Origin of the sequence: Microbacterium sp. Beta (assembly GCF_005502545.1) — a bacterium.
Lineage (GTDB): Bacteria > Actinomycetota > Actinomycetes > Actinomycetales > Microbacteriaceae > Microbacterium > Microbacterium oxydans.
Window position 1 is genome coordinate 149,371 of the sequence record NZ_SCOG01000001.1, and the last position, 19,231, is coordinate 168,601.

Sequence of the window (19,231 nt, forward strand, 5' to 3'; positions counted from 1 at the left end):
CAGTTTCTTCCTCTATTACTGCATTGCTGCTGTGGTGGCCGAGGCCCGATCACTCGCCGAACTGCGCCTGCGCGTTCGACAGCAGCTCTTCCATCGTCATCTGGCCGTTGTAGACGCTGACGAGGTTGGGCTGGATGTAGCTGTCGAGCTTCTGCCAGTTCTTCGTCATGTAGAGGGGGACGGTGTCACCGAACGCAGCCTCGAAGACGGACTTCACCTGGTCGCGGTACTTCTCGTCGATCGACTCGAAGTACAGCGGCTGCGACGACGTGCGTGCCGGGTAGGAGCGGCCGGACGACGCGATGTAGTCCTGCGCGTCCTCGCCGAGCAGCGAGCCCATGACCTTGAGCGCGGCCTCGGGATTCTTGCAGTTGGCCGAGATGCCGTAGCCCGAGCCGAGGATCGGACCGGGGTTGCCGTCGACTCCGGCGGGCAGCGGGACCATGCCGGCGGCGAAGCCCGACTCGTTGTCGAGGTAGCTCACCGCGTTCCAGGTGCCGTCGACGGCCATGGCCGCGTTGGCGCCGGTGTACTGGTTCTCTCCCCACCCCGTGTCGGAAGCGGAGGCCACGGGTGCGGCGACCTTCTTCTCGGTCACGAGCTCGGCGTACCAGGTCGACGCGTCGACGAAGGCCTTCTCATCGATGTGCAACGTGCCGTCCTCGGAGGCCGGCTGCGTGGCGGAGTAGGCGATCGGCATCGACATCCACTGGTAGCCGCCCATACCCATGCCGAAGCCGTACTTGCCGTCCTTGGTGGCGTCGGCGGCGATCTTGTCGAAGTCGTCGAACGTCCACCCGATCTCAGGGGTTGCGGCGCCGGCGGCGGTCAGCATGTCCTGGTTGTAGTAGACGAGCATGGTGGCGACGTCGAACGGCACGCCGTACGTCTTGCCCTCGAAGCTAAGGATCCCGTCGGCGCTCGGATTGAAGTCGGCCCAGTCGATTCCCGCCGTCTTCAGGTCGGCATCGCTCAGCTCGCGGAAGCCGCCGGTGTAGCCTCCCAGCTGCGCGCCGCTCATGCCCGTGACGCACGCCATGTTGCCGCTGGCCATGTTGGTGGTCAGCTTCGTGAAGAAGTCGCTCCACGGCGACGTCTGCAGCTTGATCTTGATGTCGGGGTTCTGCTCCTGCGCGAACGCGACCTGCGCCTCGAGGGCGTCCACGTCCGACTCGCTCCCGGCCCACATGTCCACCACGATGGTGTCGCCGTCTGCCGAACCACCCGTGCCGCTGCCGCTCGCGCAGCCGGTCATCGCGACCGCGACGCCGGCGACGGCGACCACAGCCCCTACACGCAACTTCTTCATTGAATGCCTCCTGGAAAGGGAACCGGTTAATTCGCGGGTCGAAGTAACCTAGTAAGATTTCGTATGAAGTTACCGTTTCATACTTCGCAAGTGGCCGCAAGCCGAACATCCGATGTTTATCGGAGCTTGATAATTCGTAACTCCCGGGAAACACGACGAACCCCCGCTACGCTGACGATGCTCCGACAGGAAAGTGCTCTCATGACGAACTCCGCTGACACCGCCGTCGACGATCCGCACACGCGACGCATCCTCGACCTCGTCGCCCGCGGTGAGGCGCGATCGCGCTCCGAGCTCGCCGCCTCGCTCGGCGTGGCCGCATCGACGGTCGGTCTCCGCGTGCAGTCCCTGCTGGATGCCGGCATGCTCAGAGAAGCCGGAGACGGCACGTCACGCGGAGGGCGGCGCCCACGTGTCCTTCAGATCGCGGCGGACGGCTTCGTCCTGTCCGCTGACCTCGGCGGCGGACACGCCCGCATCGGCAGGCACTCCCTCAGTGGTGCCCTCCTGGACAGTGAATCCATCGCCGTCGATGTCACCGAGGGACCGCAGGCCACCCTGGATCGCCTGGCGGTCGTGTTCGACCGTCTCCTGTCCTCGGGGAGGATCCATGCGATCGGGATCAGCCTCCCCGGTCCGGTCGACATCTCCACGGGATCCGTCGACCAACCCTCGCGGATGCCCGGATGGCCGGGGTTCCGCGTCGGCGAGCACCTCTCCGCGCGCTACGGGGTCCCTGTCGCCGTCGACAACGACGCGAACCTCGCCGCGCTCGGCGAGCACCGTGAGCGTTTCGGCCACACCGGTCACAGCATCACGGTGAAGGCGGGAACCGCCATCGGCAGCGGCATCATCGTGGACGGGCACGTGCACCGCGGCGCCACGTCGGCCGCGGGCGACATCACCCACACGCGCATCGACGGCAGCGGCGACATCCCCTGCTCCTGCGGAAACACCGGATGCCTGGAAACCGTGGCGAGCGGGGCGAGTCTGGTGCGACAGATGCGCGAGCGCGGGAACGACGCCGTGCGCACGACGACCGACGTGCTGAGCCTGGCGCGCGACGCCGATCCCCTCGCCACGACTCTGGTCCGAACCGCCGGCACCCACCTGGGCCAGGCACTCTCCGGGGTCGTGAACTTCTTCAATCCGCACGCCGTGTTCCTCACCGGCAGCATGAGCGCATCCGAACCGTTCATCGCGGCCGTCCGCAGCCGCGTCTACGAGGCCTGCCACCCGCTCGCCACCCAACGACTGCGCATCGAGTCCGCGGCGACGGGCGCCGACGCCATCCTGCACGGCGCGGCCCGACTCGCGCTCGAGGGCATGGACATCCCCGTGGCGGCCGCCTGAGCCACCGCCACGGTGCGGATCAGTCCTCGATCAGGGTCAGCTCGATCACGGGGACCAGCACATCGGGTCGACGCACCGGGAGGTGGACGGTCAGAGTCCCCTCGGCCTCGCCTGCGGGTGTCATGAGATCCGCCTCGCGATCGGGGTCGGACACGCTCGTCTGGAGCCAGGATCCGTCGTTGAGAAGCCGGACGTACGACACCTTGCCCGCGAGCTCCGGGAGGTGGACGAAACCCATGGGCCAGCTGAAGAGGCTCAGGTAGAGCCGGTTTCCCCTGCGCGTGTAGACGCCCTCACGCGGTGGGGTGAAGGCCGCGTACCCCGCGCCGACCACCGCGTTCCGGTGCAGGCGCATCCACTCCCCGATCTCCGCCAACGTGCTCGCATCCCGCGGAGCGATCGCCCCACGCCCGTCCGGGCCGATGTTCAGCAGCATGTTGCCGTCCATCGAGACAGAGTCGACGAGCATCTGCACGAGCAACGTCGACGACTTCTGGTCCATGTTGTCGCGGTGGTAACCCCACGATCCGTTCAGCGTCTGGCACGCCTCCCACGTGAGGGGAACGCCGTCTCGCACGATCGGCGCGGTGGGCTGATACTGCTCTGGCGTGACGAAGTCCGCGGGGATACCCAGACGATCGTTGACCAGCATGTTCGGCTGCAGCTCCCGACACAGAGCGAGCAGTGCCTCCGCATCCCAGTCCCCGGGGCCCTTGCCTGCCCACCCGTCCTTCTCCTCCGGGTAGGTGAAATCGAAGAAGAGGTAGTCGATGTCGCCGTACTCCGTGAGGAGCTCGCGCACCTGACCGTGGAGGTAGGCGCGGTATGCGGCCATGTCGCGGCCGGCGTTCAGCTCATGAGCGTTCTCATCGTCGCGACGCGGGTGGTTCCAGTCGATCGTGAAGTCGGGGTGATGCCAGTCGATGACCGAGTGGTACAGGCCGACTTTCAGGCCTTCCGCCCGCAGCGCGTCGACGTACTCGCGCACCAGGTCACGTCCGGTGTTCGCGACCGAGGTGAAGTCGGTCAGCTTCGAATCCCAGAGGCAGAAACCGTCGTGGTGCTTCGTGGTGAGCACGACATACCCCATGCCCGTCGCCTTCGCCGTGCGCGCGAGTGCTGCGGCATCGAAGAGATCCGGATCGAAGTGCTCGAAGTACTGACGGTAGTCCTCTTCCGTGAGCCGCTCGTAGTTCTGCACCCACTCGTGCCGTGCGGCGGTGCTGTAGAGGCCGAAGTGGACGAACATGCCGAACCGAGCCCGGTCAAACCATCCCTGTCGCATACCTCCCATCCTGGCACAAACATCCGATGTTTAGAGAGTGGATGGACCTGCTCGACGCAGAACGGGCGTCCCCGAAGGGACGCCCGTTCGTTCGAAGATCGAATCAGCGCGCGGCGCTGCCGTCGATGTAGTCCTCGTCCTGCTGCTTCCATGCGAAGAGCGAGCGCAGCTCCTTGCCGGTGACCTCGATGGGGTGCTGCTCCTCCTTGGCACGCAGCGCCAGGAACTCCTCGGCCCCGTTGTCCTGGTCGTCGATGAAGCGCTTGGCGAAGGCGCCGGACTGGATGTCGGCCAGCACGCCCTTCATGCTCTCCTTGACGCGCTCGTCGATGACGCGCGGGCCCGAGACGTAGTCGCCGAACTCGGCGGTGTCGGAGATCGACCAACGCTGCTTGGCGATGCCGCCCTCCCACATCAGGTCGACGATGAGCTTGAGCTCGTGCAGCACCTCGAAGTAGGCGATCTGCGGCTGGTAGCCCGCTTCGGTGAGGGTCTCGAAACCGGCCTGCACCAGGTGGCTCACACCACCGCAGAGCACGGCCTGCTCGCCGAACAGGTCGGTCTCGGTCTCTTCGGTGAACGTCGTCTTGATGACGCCGGCCCTGGTGCCGCCGATGGCCTTCGCGTAGGAGAGCGCCAGGTCCCAGGCCTTGCCCGATGCGTCGCGCTCGACGGCGATGATGTCGGGGATGCCGCGGCCCGCGACGAACTCACGACGCACGGTGTGGCCCGGAGCCTTCGGGGCGACCAGGATCACGTCGACGCCCTCGGGAGCGTCGATGTAGCCGAAGCGGATGTTGAAGCCGTGGGCGAACGCGAGCGTCTTGCCGGCCGTGAGGTTCGGCGCGATGGACTCGCTGTAGATCGTGCGCTGGTGCTGGTCCGGCGCGAGGATCATGATGACGTCGGCCCACTCGGTGGCCTCGGCGACGGTCTTGACCGGGAAGCCTGCCTCCTCGGCCTTGGCCGCCGACTTCGAGCCCTCCTTGAGGGCGATCGCGACCTCGACACCCGAGTCGCGAAGGTTCTGCGCATGGGCGTGGCCCTGCGAGCCGTAACCGACGATGGCAACCTTCTTGCCCTGGATCAGGGACAGGTCTGCATCGGCGTCGTAGAAGATCTCGGTGCTCACTTTGTGTTTCTCCTTGATTGTGGTTCGTGTAGGTAGAGGGGGCGCATCAACCGCGCAGCACGCGTTCCGTGATGCTCTTGCCACCGCGTCCGATGGCGAGAAGACCGGACTGCGCGATCTCCTTGATGCCGAAGGACTCGAGCGCGCGGAGCATGGCATCGACCTTGCCCTTGTCGCCGGTGACCTCGATCACGAGCGCGTCGGAGGCGTAGTCGACCACGGAAGCGCGGAAGAGGTTGACGACCTCGATCACGTTCGAGCGGGTGGCGTTGTCGGTGCGGACCTTCACGAGCATGTGCTCGCGCTGCACCGACGTGGCGAAGTCGAGCTCGACGATCTTGATCACGTTGATCAGCTTGTTGAGCTGCTTGGTGACCTGCTCGAGCGGGAGCTCATCGACATCGACGACGACGGTGATCCGGGAGATGCCAGGCACCTCCGTCACGCCGACGGCGAGGGAATCGATGTTGAAGCCGCGGCGGGCGAAGAGGCCGGCCACACGGGTCAGAAGGCCGGGGGTGTTCTCCACCAGCAGGCTCAGCACATGGGTCGACATGGATCAGTCCTCCTCGTCGAATGCGGGCGCGTGCTCGCGGGCGTACTGGACGTAGCTGTTGCTGACTCCCTGCGGCACCATCGGCCACACCATGGAATCGGCACTCACCACGAAGTCGATCACCACAGGCCGATCGTTCGTCTCGAGTGCGAGCTTGATGGCGGCGTCGACCTCTTCCTCCTTCTCCACGCGGATCGCGAGGCAGCCGTAGGCTTCGGCGAGCTTCACGAAGTCGGGGATGCGGATCGTTCCGTGACCGGTGTTGAGATCGGTGTTCGAGTGACGTCCGTCGTAGAACAGCGTCTGCCACTGGCGCACCATGCCCAGCGAGGAATTGTTGATGATCGCGACCTTGATCGGGATGTTGTTGATCGTGCAGGTCGCGAGCTCCTGATTGGTCATCTGGAAGCAGCCGTCGCCGTCGATCGCCCAGACCGGACGATCGGGCTCGGCGACCTTGGCGCCCATGGCCGCCGGCACCGAGTAGCCCATCGTTCCGGCACCGCCGGAGTTCAGCCAGGCGTTCGGACGCTCGTATTTGATGAACTGCGCAGCCCACATCTGGTGCTGGCCGACTCCGGAGGCGAAGATGCCCTCCGGCCCGGTGAGCTCGCCGATGCGCTGGATCACGTGCTGAGGAGCGAGCAGACCGTCGGTCGTGGGCGCGAATCCCAGCGGGAACTCGGTACGCAGACCGTCGAGGTAAGACCACCACTCCTCGATGTCGGGCTTCGTGTCGGCCGTCGCGCCACGGAACGCCGCGTCGAGGTCGGTGAGCACGTCGCGCACATCGCCGACGATCGGCACGTCGGCCGTGCGGATCTTGGAGATCTCCGCCGGGTCGATGTCGACGTGGACGACCTTCGCGTTGGGTGCGAACAGCGCCGCCTTACCCGTGACACGGTCGTCGAACCGCGCACCGAGCGAGACGAGGAGATCGGCCTCCTGCAGAGCGAGCACAGCGGGAACCGTGCCGTGCATGCCGGGCATGCCGAGGTGCTGCGGGTGCGAGTCCGGGAAAGCACCACGGGCCATCAGCGTCGTGACGACCGGGGCGCCGGTGGACTCGGCGAGTTCGAGGAGTTCTGCGGACGCCTTGCCGCGGATCACGCCGCCACCCACGTACAGCACCGGCTTCTTGGCTTCGGCGAGAAGGGCCGCCGCGGCCTGGATCTGCTTCCCGTGCGCCTTGGTCACAGGACGGTAGCCGGGCAGGTCGATCTTGGGCGGCCACACGAAGGGCGCGGTCGCCTGCTGCGCGTCCTTGGTGATGTCGACCAGCACCGGACCGGGGCGCCCGGTGCCGGCGATCTCGTACGCCGCAGCGATCGCGCCCGGGATGTCCGCCGCGTCCTTCACGAGGAATGAGTGCTTGGTGATCGGCATCGTGATGCCCACGATGTCGGCCTCCTGGAACGCATCCGTCCCCATGAGGGTCGAGAACACCTGACCGGTGATCGCGAGCATCGGCACCGAATCCATGTAGGCGTCGGCGATCGCGGTCACGAGGTTGGTCGCGCCGGGACCGGAGGTCGCGATGCACACGCCCACCTTGCCGGATGCGGACGCGTACCCCTCGGCCGCGTGCCCGGCTCCCTGCTCGTGACGAACCAGGATGTGACGGAGCTCGGAAGCGTCCATCAGCGGGTCGTAGACGGGGAGGATAGCCCCGCCAGGAAGCCCGAACACGTCGGTGACACCGAGCAGCTCGAGCGAGCGGACCACGGCCTCAGCGCCCGTGATCTCCGGTGCGGCAGGTTGACGGGCGGGCGGCCTCGGCACGGCCGGGGCGGAATCAGCAGTCATGACTTTCCTTCTGATGATCTGTGGAGGACGCCGGATGTCCGATCGGCTGGGTTCCTGAGCCTGTCGATGGATCAGCCGGTGGTCGCTCCCTCGGCGGCGGACCGCACGAGGCGCGAGTACTTGGCAAGAACGCCTCGGGTGTAGCGCGGGGGAAGCGGCTCCCAGCCAGAGCGGCGGGAGGCGAGCTCTGCCTCGTCGACGAGTAGATCGAGAGAGCGAGCTGCGATATCGACCCGTATCAGATCACCATCGCGCACGAAGGCGATAGGACCTGCGTCCACCGCTTCGGGTGCTATGTGGCCGATGCACAGGCCGGTTGTGCCGCCTGAGAATCGTCCGTCCGTCAAGAGTAGTACATCTTTTCCGAGTCCAGCGCCCTTGATGGCCGCGGTGATCGCGAGCATCTCCCGCATGCCCGGTCCACCCTTGGGTCCCTCGTAGCGGATCACGATCACCGTGCCGGGTTCGATCTCGCCCTCGGCCACGGCATCCATGGCCGCGCGCTCGCGCTCGAACACGCGGGCCGGTCCCTCGAACACCGCCGCGTCGAAACCCGCCGTCTTGACGACGGCACCCTCCGGGGCGAGCGAGCCGTGCAGGATCGTGAGCCCGCCCGTGGCGTGGATCGGGTTGTCGAACGTGTGGATGACCTCGCCGTCGATCGGCTGCGGGTCGAGGTCCGCGAGGTTCTCGGCGAGCGTCTTGCCGGTGACCGTGAGCGCGTCGCCGTGCAGGAGGCCCTCGTCGAGCATGGCCTTCATGATCACGGGGATGCCGCCGTGGCGGTCGACGTCGTTCATGACGTACTTGCCGAACGGCTTCATGTCGGCCACGTGCGGGACCTTGTCGCCGATGCGATTGAAGTCGTGAAGACTCAGCTCGACCTCGGCCTCTCGCGCGATGGCGAGGAGGTGGAGGACGACGTTGGTCGAGCCGCCGAGGGCCATCGCGAGGGCGATCGCGTTCTCGAACGCCTCCTTGGTGAGGATGTCGCGCGTCGTGATGCCCTGACGGAGCAGGTTGACGACGGCCTCGCCCGACCGATGCGCGAAGTAGTCGCGACGGCGGTCGGCAGCGGGCGGCGCGGCGGAGCCCGGCAGGCTGAGCCCGAGTGCCTCGGCGACGGAGGCCATGGTGTTGGCGGTGTACATGCCGCCGCACGCTCCCTCACCGGGAGCGATGGCGCACTCGATGCGCTTGAGGTCTTCCTCGCTCATCAGGCCGGCACGGCAGGCGCCGACCGCCTCGAACGAGTCGATGATCGTGACGTCCTTCTCGGTGCCGTCGGAGAGCTTGACCCAGCCCGGCGCGATCGACCCGGCGTAGAGGAAGACGCTCGACAGGTCGAGGCGGGCGCTGGCCATGAGCATGCCGGGGATCGACTTGTCGCAGCCGGCGAGCAGGACGGAGCCGTCCAGGCGCTCGGCCATCATCACGGTCTCGACCGAGTCGGCGATGACCTCGCGGGAGACGAGTGAGAAGTGCATCCCCTCGTGGCCCATCGAGATGCCGTCCGAGACGGAGATGGTTCCGAACTGCAGCGGGTACCCGCCGCCGGAGTGCACGCCCTCCTTCGCCCCCTGAGCAAGACGGTCGAGGCTCAGGTTGCAGGGAGTGATCTCGTTCCAGCTGGACGCGATGCCGATCTGCGGCTTGTCCCAGTCGGCGTCGCCCATGCCGACGGCACGGAGCATACCGCGGGAGGTCGTGGCCTCGATGCCGTCGGTGACGACGCGGCTGCGGGGCTTGATGTCGATGGGCGCGCTGCTGGAGGGATCATGCGAGGACATGACGGAAGTCTATTGCCGCCGAGAGGCACGTTCGTCCGCCAACGCCTCCAGAAGCTCGGCGATCTGTTGTGGAGAGTCCACACGAAGGGTCGCGGCGCTCTCCCCCGGTCCGACCCGGACGCCGAGATCACCGGGCTGCAGCACACGCATCGCATCCTCGTCCGTCACATCGTCGCCGGCGAAGAGGATCCCGGTGGCGTCGAACCTCTCGCGGAGAGCGGCCATCGCCGCGTCCTTGCCCTCCGTTCGCGACGAGAACTCGAGCACCCTGTGGCCCGAACGCCGTCTCCAGTGCGGGAACCGCTCCGCGACGAGGGCATCGATCTCGGCGAAGACGCGCTCCTCGGTCTCGCGGTCGGCACGACGGGTGTGCACGCCCATGCCGAAGGTCTTGGGCTCGAACTCGGCGCCTTCATATCGGTCGATGATCGGCTTCGCCGCCGCCCACAGCTCCTCACGAGCACCATCGTCCGTCGGTTCGCCGGGAGCATCAGCGTCGCCCTCCCCCGGGAACCAGTACTGGGCGCCGTGCGATCCGGCCAAGGCGATCGCGGAGTCGTCGGTGTGCTCCGTGATGACACGGAGGTCGTGCATGCTGCGTCCGGAGACGTAGGCGACGACGGTGTCCGGAAGAGCGGCGAGGCGGTCGACCTGGACGGCGACTTCGGGAAGGGCTCTGGCTGCCATCGGATCCGGGACCAGCGGCGATGCCGTGCCGTCGAAGTCGAGCGCGACCACAAGCCGTGCAGTGCCGGCCAGAGCGCTCAGGTCGTCATCGGCTGTTCCAGGGGTCCAAGGGCGCGTCACGGATTCTCCAATCGAAGGGGGCTCTCCCAGTATCGCGGGCCGTGCGCGGGCTCAGCGACCGCGCACCTCCGCCAACGCGGCGAGGAACGACGACGACCACGCGGTCACGTCGTTGTCGAGCACCCGGCGCCGGAGCGAGCGCATGCGACGCGACTGCTCGCCCGCCGGCATGTCCACGGCGGTCATGATCGCGTCCTTGAGACCTTCGATGTCGTGCGGGTTGACGCGCACGGCCTGGCGCAGCTCGTCCGCCGCTCCCGTGAACTCGCTCAGCACGAGTACGCCGCGATTGTCGGCCCTGGTGGCGACGTACTCCTTGGCCACGAGGTTCATACCGTCGCGGAGCGCGGTCACGAGCATGACATCCGCCGCCAGGTAGAGCGCGACCATCTCCTCGCGCGGATACCCCTGGTGCAGGTACCGGATGGCGGAGTGCCCCATGGTGTCGTTGTCGCCGTTGATGCGGCTCACGGCGAGCTCGATCTCGTCCCGCAGGTGCACGTAGGCATCGACCCGCTCGCGGCTGGGACTCGCGACCTGCACCAGTGTCACGTCCTCGACGTTCAGTCGCCCGTCCTCGAGCAGTTCGCCATAGGCCTTGATGCGGTGCCGGATGCCCTTCGTGTAGTCGAGTCTGTCGACGCCGAGCAGGATGCGCTTGGGGTTGCCGAGGCTGGCTCTGATCTCGGCGGCTCTGGCCTGGATGTCCTCCCTGGCCGCGAGCTCGAGGTAGGGCTCGGTGTCGATGGAGATCGGGAAGGCTCTCGCCACCGCCGTCCTGGTCTGCTCGCCCTCCGGCACCGAGACGTGCGAGCCCTTGACCTCGTAGCGCAAGCGGCGGCGTACGGCGGTCAGGAAGTACGTGGCGTCCTGCGCGCGCTGGAAGCCGATGACGTCGGCGCCGAGGAGTCCGCGCAGCACCTGGTCGCGCCAGGGCAGCTGCGCGTACAGACCGTGAGCGGGGAACGGGATGTGGTGGAAGTAGCCGATGGTGACGTCGGGCCGCAGTTCCCGCACCATCTGCGGCACGAGCTGGAGCTGGTAGTCGTGCACCCAGACGGTGCCGTCCTTCGCGACCGCGGCGGCAGCAGCCTCGGCGAAGCGGCGGTTCACCGTCACGTATGCCTCCCACCATTCCCGGTGGTACTGCGGCGGCGCGATCACATCGTGATAGAGCGGCCAGATGGTGTCGTTCGCGAAGCCTTCGTAGTACTCGGCGACCTCCTGAGCGCTGAGCGTCACCGGTATCAGGTCGATGCCGTCGGCCGCGAACGGCTCCAGCTCGACGTCGGCCTGGCCGGGCCAGCCCACCCAGGCCCCGTGCACACTGCGCATCATCGGCTCGAGCGCGGCGACGAGACCACCGGGAGACGTGCGCCAGGTTTCCTCACCTCCGGGACCCACCACCCGATCGACGGGCAGGCGGTTGGCGACGACGACGAAATCTGCTGCGGCCACGAGGGCTCCTCCCGGGGTTTCCTCCAGGCTATCGAGGAACGTCGATCTCCGCGGATCGCGCGTCAGGGGTTGACGCGGGCCTCGCGTCCCCTCTACCGCTGAGGAACCAGTTCGCCACACCCGCGATGAAGGCGATCAGTGCCGCGATCATCGGCAGCAACAGCGCAGCGGGCGTGCCGACGTTCTCGGCGATCTCACCCGCGAAGGCGGCTCCGATGGACTGCCCGACGACGACGCCGGAGCCGAGCATCGTCATGACGGTGGCGGAGCGTCCCCGGGGACTGCGGGCCGCACCGAAGCTGTACTGCGTGACGAGAGTGGGACCGATGCCGATGCCCATGATCGCGAGCGCCAGCATCATGGTGCCGGGGGTGTCGACGAATCCGAGCAGCAGCGTGCCCGCCAGCAGGATCCCGGAGAACACGAGCCACCGCGCGCGCATCGAGAATCGCGGGGGAAGCCAGGCGACACCGAGTGCGAGGATGGCGGACCCCACGCCCATGACCCCGTAGAGGAGGCCGGCCTGCTCCGGCGCCCCTCGGTCGGCCATGAACGACGTCAGCGAGGTGAGCATCGTGCCGAAGAAGATGCCGACGCCGAGGATGCCGACCACTACGATCAGCAGCTGGGGCCGGAACAGCTCGGAGACGGCCGAAGGCGCCTTCCCGTCGGCGTCGCGATCCTGCGAGACGTGTCGACCGCTGGGATGCAGTGCGAAGGCACCCACGAAGACCACGGTGAGGACGGCCGCACCGACCAGCGGAGCCCACGGCGCGATCGCCGACGCCAGGATCCCGACCAGGAACGGCCCGAACACGAACACCGTCTCGTCCGCCGCCGACTCGTACGCCATCGTGCCCGATACCGTCTTCGCACGGCGGGACTCCGCCATCCGTTCACTGATGATCGTGACGAGCCGCGAGCGCGACAGCGGAGCGACCTGCGGGGCGCTCGCCCCGATGCCGACGGCGGCGAGCAGAACGAATCCGTCCGGCGCCGTTCCGTAGACGACCACGGTGAACAGCAGAAGCATGGCCGCGTTCGCGACAGCGAGCACCATCAGCACGACCCGCTGCCCGAAGCGATCGGCTGCTGCCCCGAGCAGAGGCCCGAAGCATGCGGTGCCGAGACCCACGGCCGCAGAGGTGAGACCTCCGAGCGAGAGGGAGCCCCGCGCGGAGACGACGACCGTCAGCACGCCGACGACCATCATCGCGAACGGCAGCCGGGCGATGAAGGCGATGAGGAAGTAGGGAAGGCCGGCGAGACGGAGAAGGGTCGGCTCGGCGATGTGCTGCGATGCTGTTGCGCGTGTCATGGCTCTCGCGCGTCGAAGACGCGATGTCGGGTGCCGCCGCTGTCCGCCGGAATGCCGACGGCCGGTAGATACACGGTTGTGCGGCCGCGGGCGAGCCGCGACCAGGCCATGATAGCGGGTGCGCCCGAGTGCCGTCCGTCAGCTCGTGCCCTGCCGGATCCACCGGGGGCTTGTCAAGGCTCCATGCGACCACGGGTGCGGGAAGGTAGCGTGGGGGAATGCGCTACCTCTTCAGCACCGGACTTGTCGCTGCGATCTCCGCCGGAGTCTCCCTGCTGCGCGGCACCCGCGAGCAGCCCGTCACCTGGCGTGCCGTGCTGTCCTGGGTGAGCTGGGGCATCACGATGGCCCTCGCCGTCGGCGCCGTGATCGACATGAACCGCGAACGTCGCGGTGTGCTGGTGGACGCCGACTCCCCGCAGTCGGTCAAGAAGGCGAAGAAGGCCCAGCGACTGCAGTTCCGCTCGCAGAAGGCCCTCGCCGACACGCAGGACCACGCTAAAGACTCACGTCCCTGATCGGCCGCTGGCCGGGACCGTCGTCATCGGGTGAGGATGAGCGCCTCTCCCTGACCGCCGCCGCCGCACAGTCCGACCGCCGCGGTCCCCGCGCCCCGACGTGCCAGCTCGTGCGCGAGGTGCACGACGAGCCTGTTGCCTGAGGCTCCGATGGGGTGACCGATCGCGATGCCACCACCATGGATGTTCACGATGCTCTCGTCGATGCCCAGCTCGTCCTGAGAGCGTGCGACGACGGCGCCGAAGGCCTCGTTGATCTCGACCAGATCGAGATCGGACGGCGAGATGCCCTGTTTGGCGCACGCACGCTCGATCGCCCGCGCCGGTTGCGCCTGGAGCGAGTTGTCCGGTCCTGCCGTCTGCCCGCTCGCACCGACGGTCGCCAGCACGGGCCAGTTCTTCGCCGTCGCGACGCCGCGGGTCGTCAGGACGACCGCGGAGGCACCGTCGGAGATCGGCGATGAGTTACCGGCGGTGATCGAGCCGCCTTCCGCGAACGCCGCTCTGAGTCCCGAAAGCGTCTGCACGGTCGTGTCGGGTCGTACGCCCTCGTCCTTCGTCACGCGCACGGGCTCACCCCGTCGTTGAGGAACGTCCACGGCGACGATCTCCGCGTCGAAAACTCCCGACTCCTGCGCAGCCGTCGCGCGCTGGTGGGAGAGAGCCGCGACCTGGTCCTGCGCCGCCCTGGTGAGTCCGAAACGCGCGTTGTGCCGTTCCGTCGATGCTCCCATGCTCTCCTGGTCGTACGCGTCGGTGAGCCCGTCGTAGGCCATGTGGTCGAGCACCTCGACGCTTCCGTATGTCCAGCCGTCGCGGGAACCCATCAGCAGGTGCGGGGCGCGCGTCATGGACTCCATGCCCGCGGCGACGACCACTTCGGCATCACCCGTGCGGATCATGCGTGCGGCGTCGATGATCGCCGTCAGCCCCGACAGACAGACCTTGTTCACCGAGTGCGCCGGCACGTCCCATCCGATGCCCGCGCCGATCGCCGCCTGCCGCGCCGCGTTCTGTCCCGACCCGGCCGCGAGCACCTGACCGACGATGACGGCGTCGACATCGTCGGGATCGATCGTGGCCTGTTCGAGCGCGCCGCGGATCGCCAGTGATCCGAGCTGAGGCGCTGTGAACGCGGAGAGCTGCCCCTTGAGGCGTCCCTGTGGGGTGCGAGCAGCGGCGACGATGACGACGTCGTTCTCAGTCATGGTGCGTTGTCCTTCCGTTGTGCAGTGCGCGGGAGACGATGAGGGGTGGCTCCGTCGCGGCGACGACGTCATCGACCGTGACGTCCGGCGCGGTCTCGACGAGCACGAGTCCCTCCGATGTCACGTCGATCACGGCGAGGTCGGTGATGATCCGGTCGACGACACCTTGACCCGTCAACGGCAGGGAGCACTCCTCGACGATCTTCGCGGAGCCGTCTTTCGCGACATGCTCCATGAGCACGATGACCCGGCCGGCACCGTGGACCAGATCCATGGCACCGCCAGGGCCCTTGACCATCTTGCCGGGGATCATCCAGTTCGCGAGGTCTCCCGCTGACGAGACCTGCATCGCCCCGAGGATCGCGGCATCGATCTTGCCGCCTCGGATCATGCCGAAACTGGTCGCCGAGTCGAAGAAAGCCGCCCCGGGGAGAGCGGTCACCGTCTCCTTTCCCGCATTGATCAGGTCGGGATCGACCGCGTCCTCCCGCGGATAGGGGCCGACGCCGAGGATTCCGTTCTCCGACTGCAGGACCACGGTGACACCGGGCGGCACGTGATTGGGCACCAGAGTGGGGAGACCGATGCCGAGGTTCACGTAGGCGCCGTCCTGCAGCTCGGCCGCAGCGCGGGCGGCCATCTGCTCGCGGGTCAGTGCCATGTCAGGCTCCTTCCACGGCGACGGTGCGCCGTTCGATGCGCTTGGGGATGTCGGTGCCGACCTCGACGACGCGGTGCACGAAGACGCCGGGAAGGTGGATGCCATCGGGGTCGAGCTCCCCCGGTTCCACCAGCTGTTCGACCTGAGCGATGCAGACCCGTCCCGCCATGGCTGCGAGCGGGTTGAAGTTGCGCGCAGCCTTGTTGAACACGAGGTTGCCGTGTCGGTCGCCGCGGGCGGCGTGCACGAGCGCGAAGTCGGTGGTGATCGCCTCCTCGAGGACGAACTCACGCGGGGCCCCGTCGACCTCGAAGGTGCGCACGTCTTTGGGGGCCGAGGCGACGGCGATCGTGCCGTCGGGGTTGTACCTGCGCGGCAGTCCCCCCTCTGCCACCTGTGTGCCGACCCCGGTCTGGGTGTAGAAGGCGGCGATCCCCGACCCGCCGGCGCGGAGCTTCTCGGCGAGGGTTCCCTGCGGTGTGAGCTCGAGCTCGAGTTCCCCGCTCAAGAACTGACGCTCGAACTCCTTGTTCTCGCCCACATAAGACGAGGTCATCTTGCGGATCCGACGCGCGCCCAACAGCACACCCAGACCCCAGTCGTCGACCCCGCAGTTGTTGCTCACGACGCTCAGGCCCGTGGTGCCCTGTGCGAGGAGCGCCTCGATGAGTGCGATCGGGTTACCGGAGAGACCGAAGCCGCCGACCGCCAGCGACGCCCCATCCCTGATGTCGGCGACAGCTGCCTCGGCAGACTCCCAGTGCTTGTCGATCACGTCGGCTCCTTCGATCCCGTGCTCTCCCCAGCATCCGTCCAGAGCACCTGCCCGGAGAAGAAGGATCTTGTGATGTGGCAGAACCTAGAGGTAGCGTCCACATCATGGAACCTCTTGCAGCCGTGCCCGGCGCTCAGGCCATCGCCAGAGCCGCACGCCTGCTGCGTCTGGTGACGGCCGCCGGCGCCGAGGGCGCCTCGCTGCAGGAGCTGGCGCGCGGCGCAGACCTCTCGCGCTCCACAGCGCACCGCCTGCTGAGTGCTCTCCGCGCCGAGGGCCTGGTCGACCGTGATGGCGAGAGCACCCGGTGGATGCCCGGTCCTGAGCTCTTCCTGATGGGATCCGTCGCGGCCGCTCGGTACGACGTGACTGCTCTCGCCCGCGACGTGGTCCGCTCACTCGCCGTCAAGACCGAGGAAAGCGCGTTCCTCTCCGTACGTCGAGCGGACGAGACGGTCTGCCTCCTCCGCGAGGAAGGCTCGTTCCCCATCCGTTCCTTCGTGCTGAGCGAGGGCGTCCGGTTCCCTTTGGGCGTCGCGAGCGCCGGCCTCGCTATTCTCGCCTTCCTTCCGGACCACGATGTGGATGCCTACCTCGAGCGTCACCCGGACCTCGAGAGCTCGTGGGGACGGGCCCACGGCATGCGCCCCCTTCGCGCGCGCCTCGCGGAGACCAAGGAACGGGGATACGCGGTGAACCCCGGATTGATCGTCGAAGGCAGCTGGGGACTCGGCGCCGCCGTGTTCGATCGCTCGGGCCGCCCCGAATGGGCATTGAGCCTCACCGGTGTGGAGTTCCGCTTCGGCCCTGACCGGATGGCCGAGCTCGGCCGCACCCTCCTGGCACACGCACATCAACTCTCCGCGCGCATCGCCACCGCCCGACGCTGACCGTTATTCATACCAGTGGGTATATACTTATTGGTATGAATCGCACGGACGTCATCCCCTCCCTGGTGCTCTCGGCGTACGCGCTCGGCCGTATCGCCGCGCAGGACGCCGGAAACGACGCGCCAGCGGCGCAGTGGCGTGTGCTGAGCCTGCTCGAGCAGGCAGGCTCCCGGCGCGTCGGCGAACTGGCTGCCGCCGCACGGACGACCCAACCCGGAATGACGCGTCTCCTCGGCGGCCTGGAGCGAGAAGGACTCATCCTCCGCTCCCCCGACCCGGACGATTCCCGCGCGACCGTCGTCGACATCACCGCGCAGGGGACCTCGGCGCTCGCCGCCTGGCGAGCCGAGTTCCGCGACACTCTCGCTCCACGCTTCGCCGCTCTGGACGACGAGGAGTGGGCCGCCCTCACACGTGCGGCGGAGATCCTCGCCGCGCATACCGCCACTGATCGAACAGGAGAACCTCGGTGAACACCGCCGCCACCCCATCGGTGTGGAAACAACCGGCCCAGGTCTGGGCCGTCGCATTCGCGTGCGTCGTCGCCTTCATGGGCATCGGACTCGTCGACCCGATCCTGCCCGCGATCGCCGAATCGCTGCAGGCCTCTCCCGTCGAGACCGAGCTGCTCTTCACCAGCTATCTCCTCGTGACCGGTCTCGCGATGCTCGTGACCAGCTGGATCTCCAGCCGCATCGGGGCCAAGGCGACGCTGCTCATCGGACTCGCGCTGATCGTGGTGTTCGCACTGCTCTGCGCACTGAGCGGCAGCGTCGACGCCGTCATCGGCTTCCGTGCTGGGTGGGGCCTGGGTAACGCGCTCTTCATCTCGACGGCCCTCGCCACGATCGTCGGTGCCGCGTCAGGCGGCAGCAGCGCGGCCATCGTCCTCTATGAGGCCGCCCTCGGCCTGGGCATCGCCGTCGGTCCGCTCCTCGGTGGCCTCCTCGGCGAGCAGAGCTGGCGTGGACCGTTCTTCGGAGTGGTCGCGCTGATGGCGATCGCCTTCGTCGCCGTGCTGGTCCTGCTGCGCGGCCCGGGAGAGAAGCGCGAGCCCGTCAAATTCTCCGCACCGTTCAGCGCCTTGCGCCGCCCGGCACTCGCGCTGCTCGCGGTCACGGCCCTGCTCTACAACATCGGCTTCTTCGTCCTCCTCGCCTTCTCCCCGTTCCCGCTGGGCTTCGGCGCGATGGGCATCGGCTTCACCTTCTTCGGTTGGGGAGTCGCACTCGCGGTCACCAGCGTCTGGGTCGCACCTCTCCTCATGCGCCGCATGCCCAGGACGCGCATCATCCTGGTCGTCCTCCCCCTGTTGGCGGTCGATCTGATCGCTGCCGGGCTCGTGGTGGAGAATGCCGCGGCGCTGGTCACCTGCATCGTGGTGGGCGGGCTTCTGCTCGGCGTGATGAACACCGTGCTCACCGAAGCGGTGATGGAGGCGACCGATCTGCCGCGCTCCGTCGCTTCGTCGGCGTACTCCGCCGTCCGGTTCCTCGGAGGCGCCATGGCTCCCCCGATCGCCGCCCTCCTGTGGCACGCGTTCAACGCAACGGTTCCCTATCTGTTCGCCGCGGCCTCCGTCCTGCTGGCCGCGCTCACCGTCTTCCTGGGTCGGCGGGTACTCGCCCACATCGACGACGAGCCCGACGACACGGTGACGGAGGATGCGGCGGCCATCCTGGTGGGGGACGCCGGCTGATCCGGACTCCTGGCGTCGGAGTGGTCACCGAAGACCGCTCCGACGCCAGGGCACGAGCGTTGGATATCGTGGATCGATGACCGAGACCCCCGCACTCCCCGAACGCAGCAGGCAGGTGCACCGGCAGCTCCTGGAGGCAGGCGTCGATGTCCGGATCCGGGTGCTCCCCGAGTCTGCACGAACCGCAGCCGAAGCAGCCGCCGCGATCGGCTGTGAGATCGCGGCGATCGCCAACAGCCTGGTCTTCGTCGCGGACGATGTGCCGCTGCTGGTCATGACCAGCGGCGGGCACCGGGTGGACCTCGACGCGCTGAAGGCGAGCATCGACGCGGAGGAGGTGACGATGGCTCCGCCCGCCCTGGTCCGCTCGGCCACCGGCCAGGTCATCGGCGGCGTCGCACCCATCGGTCACCCGACACCGCTTCGCACCTACATCGATGAGGCGTTGCGGGCCCACGACGAGCTGTGGGCGGCGGCAGGCCATCCCCACACGGTCATGCCCTTGACCTTCGACCAGCTCGCCGCCCTGACCCGGGGAACAGTGATCTCCGTCGCGTGACCTCTATCGCGTGATCTCCGTCGCGTGAGTTCCGCCCCCCTCACCTCACGCAGGGGCCGGGCCCGCATCCGGACACGCTGCGGTTCGCCCTGAGAGCCGGGTCGCGA

General features: G+C 67.7%; 18 protein-coding genes. 6 read left to right on the forward strand and 12 right to left on the reverse strand.

Annotated elements, in window-relative coordinates:
• Nucleotides 1-49 precede the first annotated feature (49 nt).
• On the reverse strand, nucleotides 50-1,309 hold the full coding sequence (locus FFS56_RS00770) for a sugar ABC transporter substrate-binding protein (protein ID WP_218867345.1): 1,260 nt from the start codon (nucleotides 1,307-1,309) through the stop codon (nucleotides 50-52).
• Nucleotides 1,310-1,510: 201 nt separating this feature from the next.
• On the opposite strand from FFS56_RS00770, the gene FFS56_RS00775 reads away from it, so the two are divergent.
• Complete coding sequence (locus tag FFS56_RS00775) at nucleotides 1,511-2,662, forward strand: ROK family transcriptional regulator (protein ID WP_046748402.1); 1,152 nt, start codon at nucleotides 1,511-1,513, stop codon at nucleotides 2,660-2,662.
• Nucleotides 2,663-2,681: 19 nt separating this feature from the next.
• Here FFS56_RS00775 and FFS56_RS00780 read toward each other — a convergent pair whose 3' ends face one another.
• The 8 genes from FFS56_RS00780 to FFS56_RS00815 all read right to left on the reverse strand — a co-directional run bounded on the left by FFS56_RS00780 (nucleotide 2,682) and on the right by FFS56_RS00815 (nucleotide 12,814).
• Nucleotides 2,682-3,947: an alpha-L-fucosidase gene (locus FFS56_RS00780; protein WP_137771844.1), complete on the reverse strand. Its 1,266-nt coding sequence runs from the start codon at nucleotides 3,945-3,947 to the stop codon at nucleotides 2,682-2,684.
• Between the two features lie 103 nt (nucleotides 3,948-4,050).
• A complete protein-coding gene (gene ilvC, locus FFS56_RS00785; RefSeq protein WP_338068252.1) occupies nucleotides 4,051-5,238 on the reverse strand; it encodes a ketol-acid reductoisomerase in 1,188 nt (395 codons plus the stop codon).
• Nucleotides 5,126-5,635: an acetolactate synthase small subunit gene (gene ilvN, locus FFS56_RS00790; RefSeq protein WP_127012260.1), complete on the reverse strand. Its 510-nt coding sequence runs from the start codon at nucleotides 5,633-5,635 to the stop codon at nucleotides 5,126-5,128. The genes ilvC and ilvN overlap by 113 nt, the downstream gene beginning before the upstream one ends.
• A gap of 3 nt (nucleotides 5,636-5,638) precedes the next feature.
• The gene (locus FFS56_RS00795; protein ID WP_058630554.1) at nucleotides 5,639-7,441 is read right to left on the reverse strand and encodes an acetolactate synthase large subunit; all 1,803 of its coding nucleotides are present in this window, start codon (nucleotides 7,439-7,441) and stop codon (nucleotides 5,639-5,641) included.
• 71 nt (nucleotides 7,442-7,512) lie between these two features.
• The gene (gene ilvD / locus FFS56_RS00800; protein ID WP_046748398.1) at nucleotides 7,513-9,231 is read right to left on the reverse strand and encodes a dihydroxy-acid dehydratase; all 1,719 of its coding nucleotides are present in this window, start codon (nucleotides 9,229-9,231) and stop codon (nucleotides 7,513-7,515) included.
• 9 nt (nucleotides 9,232-9,240) lie between these two features.
• Complete coding sequence (gene otsB, locus FFS56_RS00805; protein WP_046748397.1) at nucleotides 9,241-10,038, reverse strand: trehalose-phosphatase; 798 nt, start codon at nucleotides 10,036-10,038, stop codon at nucleotides 9,241-9,243.
• 51 nt (nucleotides 10,039-10,089) lie between these two features.
• On the reverse strand, nucleotides 10,090-11,496 hold the full coding sequence (locus tag FFS56_RS00810) for a trehalose-6-phosphate synthase (protein WP_127012261.1): 1,407 nt from the start codon (nucleotides 11,494-11,496) through the stop codon (nucleotides 10,090-10,092).
• A 28-nt stretch (nucleotides 11,497-11,524) separates the two neighbouring features.
• Entirely contained in the window at nucleotides 11,525-12,814 is a 1,290-nt protein-coding gene (locus FFS56_RS00815; protein ID WP_127012262.1) for an MFS transporter, read from the reverse strand.
• Between the two features lie 218 nt (nucleotides 12,815-13,032).
• Here FFS56_RS00815 and FFS56_RS00820 point away from each other — a divergent pair, with 218 nt between their 5' ends.
• The gene (locus FFS56_RS00820; RefSeq protein ID WP_046748394.1) at nucleotides 13,033-13,332 is read left to right on the forward strand and encodes a hypothetical protein; all 300 of its coding nucleotides are present in this window, start codon (nucleotides 13,033-13,035) and stop codon (nucleotides 13,330-13,332) included.
• Between the two features lie 23 nt (nucleotides 13,333-13,355).
• Here the strand turns inward: FFS56_RS00820 and FFS56_RS00825 are convergent, their stop codons facing one another.
• The 3 genes from FFS56_RS00825 to FFS56_RS00835 are packed head-to-tail and all read right to left on the reverse strand — an operon-like array spanning nucleotide 13,356 to nucleotide 15,976.
• Nucleotides 13,356-14,540: an acetyl-CoA C-acetyltransferase gene (locus FFS56_RS00825; protein ID WP_046748393.1), complete on the reverse strand. Its 1,185-nt coding sequence runs from the start codon at nucleotides 14,538-14,540 to the stop codon at nucleotides 13,356-13,358.
• Nucleotides 14,533-15,201, reverse strand: a complete 669-nt coding sequence (locus FFS56_RS00830; RefSeq protein ID WP_171010955.1) for a CoA transferase subunit B — start codon at nucleotides 15,199-15,201, stop codon at nucleotides 14,533-14,535. Before FFS56_RS00830 ends, FFS56_RS00825 begins: the two co-directional genes overlap by 8 nt.
• Before the next feature lies 1 nt (nucleotide 15,202).
• Nucleotides 15,203-15,976: a CoA transferase subunit A gene (locus FFS56_RS00835; protein ID WP_046748392.1), complete on the reverse strand. Its 774-nt coding sequence runs from the start codon at nucleotides 15,974-15,976 to the stop codon at nucleotides 15,203-15,205.
• Between the two features lie 104 nt (nucleotides 15,977-16,080).
• Here FFS56_RS00835 and FFS56_RS00840 point away from each other — a divergent pair, with 104 nt between their 5' ends.
• From FFS56_RS00840 to FFS56_RS00855, 4 genes are all read left to right on the forward strand, one after another.
• Nucleotides 16,081-16,866, forward strand: coding sequence for an IclR family transcriptional regulator (locus FFS56_RS00840; protein ID WP_127012263.1), 786 nt, complete (start codon nucleotides 16,081-16,083; stop codon nucleotides 16,864-16,866).
• 35 nt (nucleotides 16,867-16,901) lie between these two features.
• The gene (locus FFS56_RS00845; protein WP_046748390.1) at nucleotides 16,902-17,339 is read left to right on the forward strand and encodes a MarR family transcriptional regulator; all 438 of its coding nucleotides are present in this window, start codon (nucleotides 16,902-16,904) and stop codon (nucleotides 17,337-17,339) included.
• A complete protein-coding gene (locus FFS56_RS00850; RefSeq protein ID WP_046748389.1) occupies nucleotides 17,336-18,565 on the forward strand; it encodes an MFS transporter in 1,230 nt (409 codons plus the stop codon). Before FFS56_RS00845 ends, FFS56_RS00850 begins: the two co-directional genes overlap by 4 nt.
• Before the next feature lie 76 nt (nucleotides 18,566-18,641).
• Nucleotides 18,642-19,124, forward strand: coding sequence for a YbaK/EbsC family protein (locus tag FFS56_RS00855; RefSeq protein ID WP_046748388.1), 483 nt, complete (start codon nucleotides 18,642-18,644; stop codon nucleotides 19,122-19,124).
• Nucleotides 19,125-19,231 lie beyond the last annotated feature (107 nt).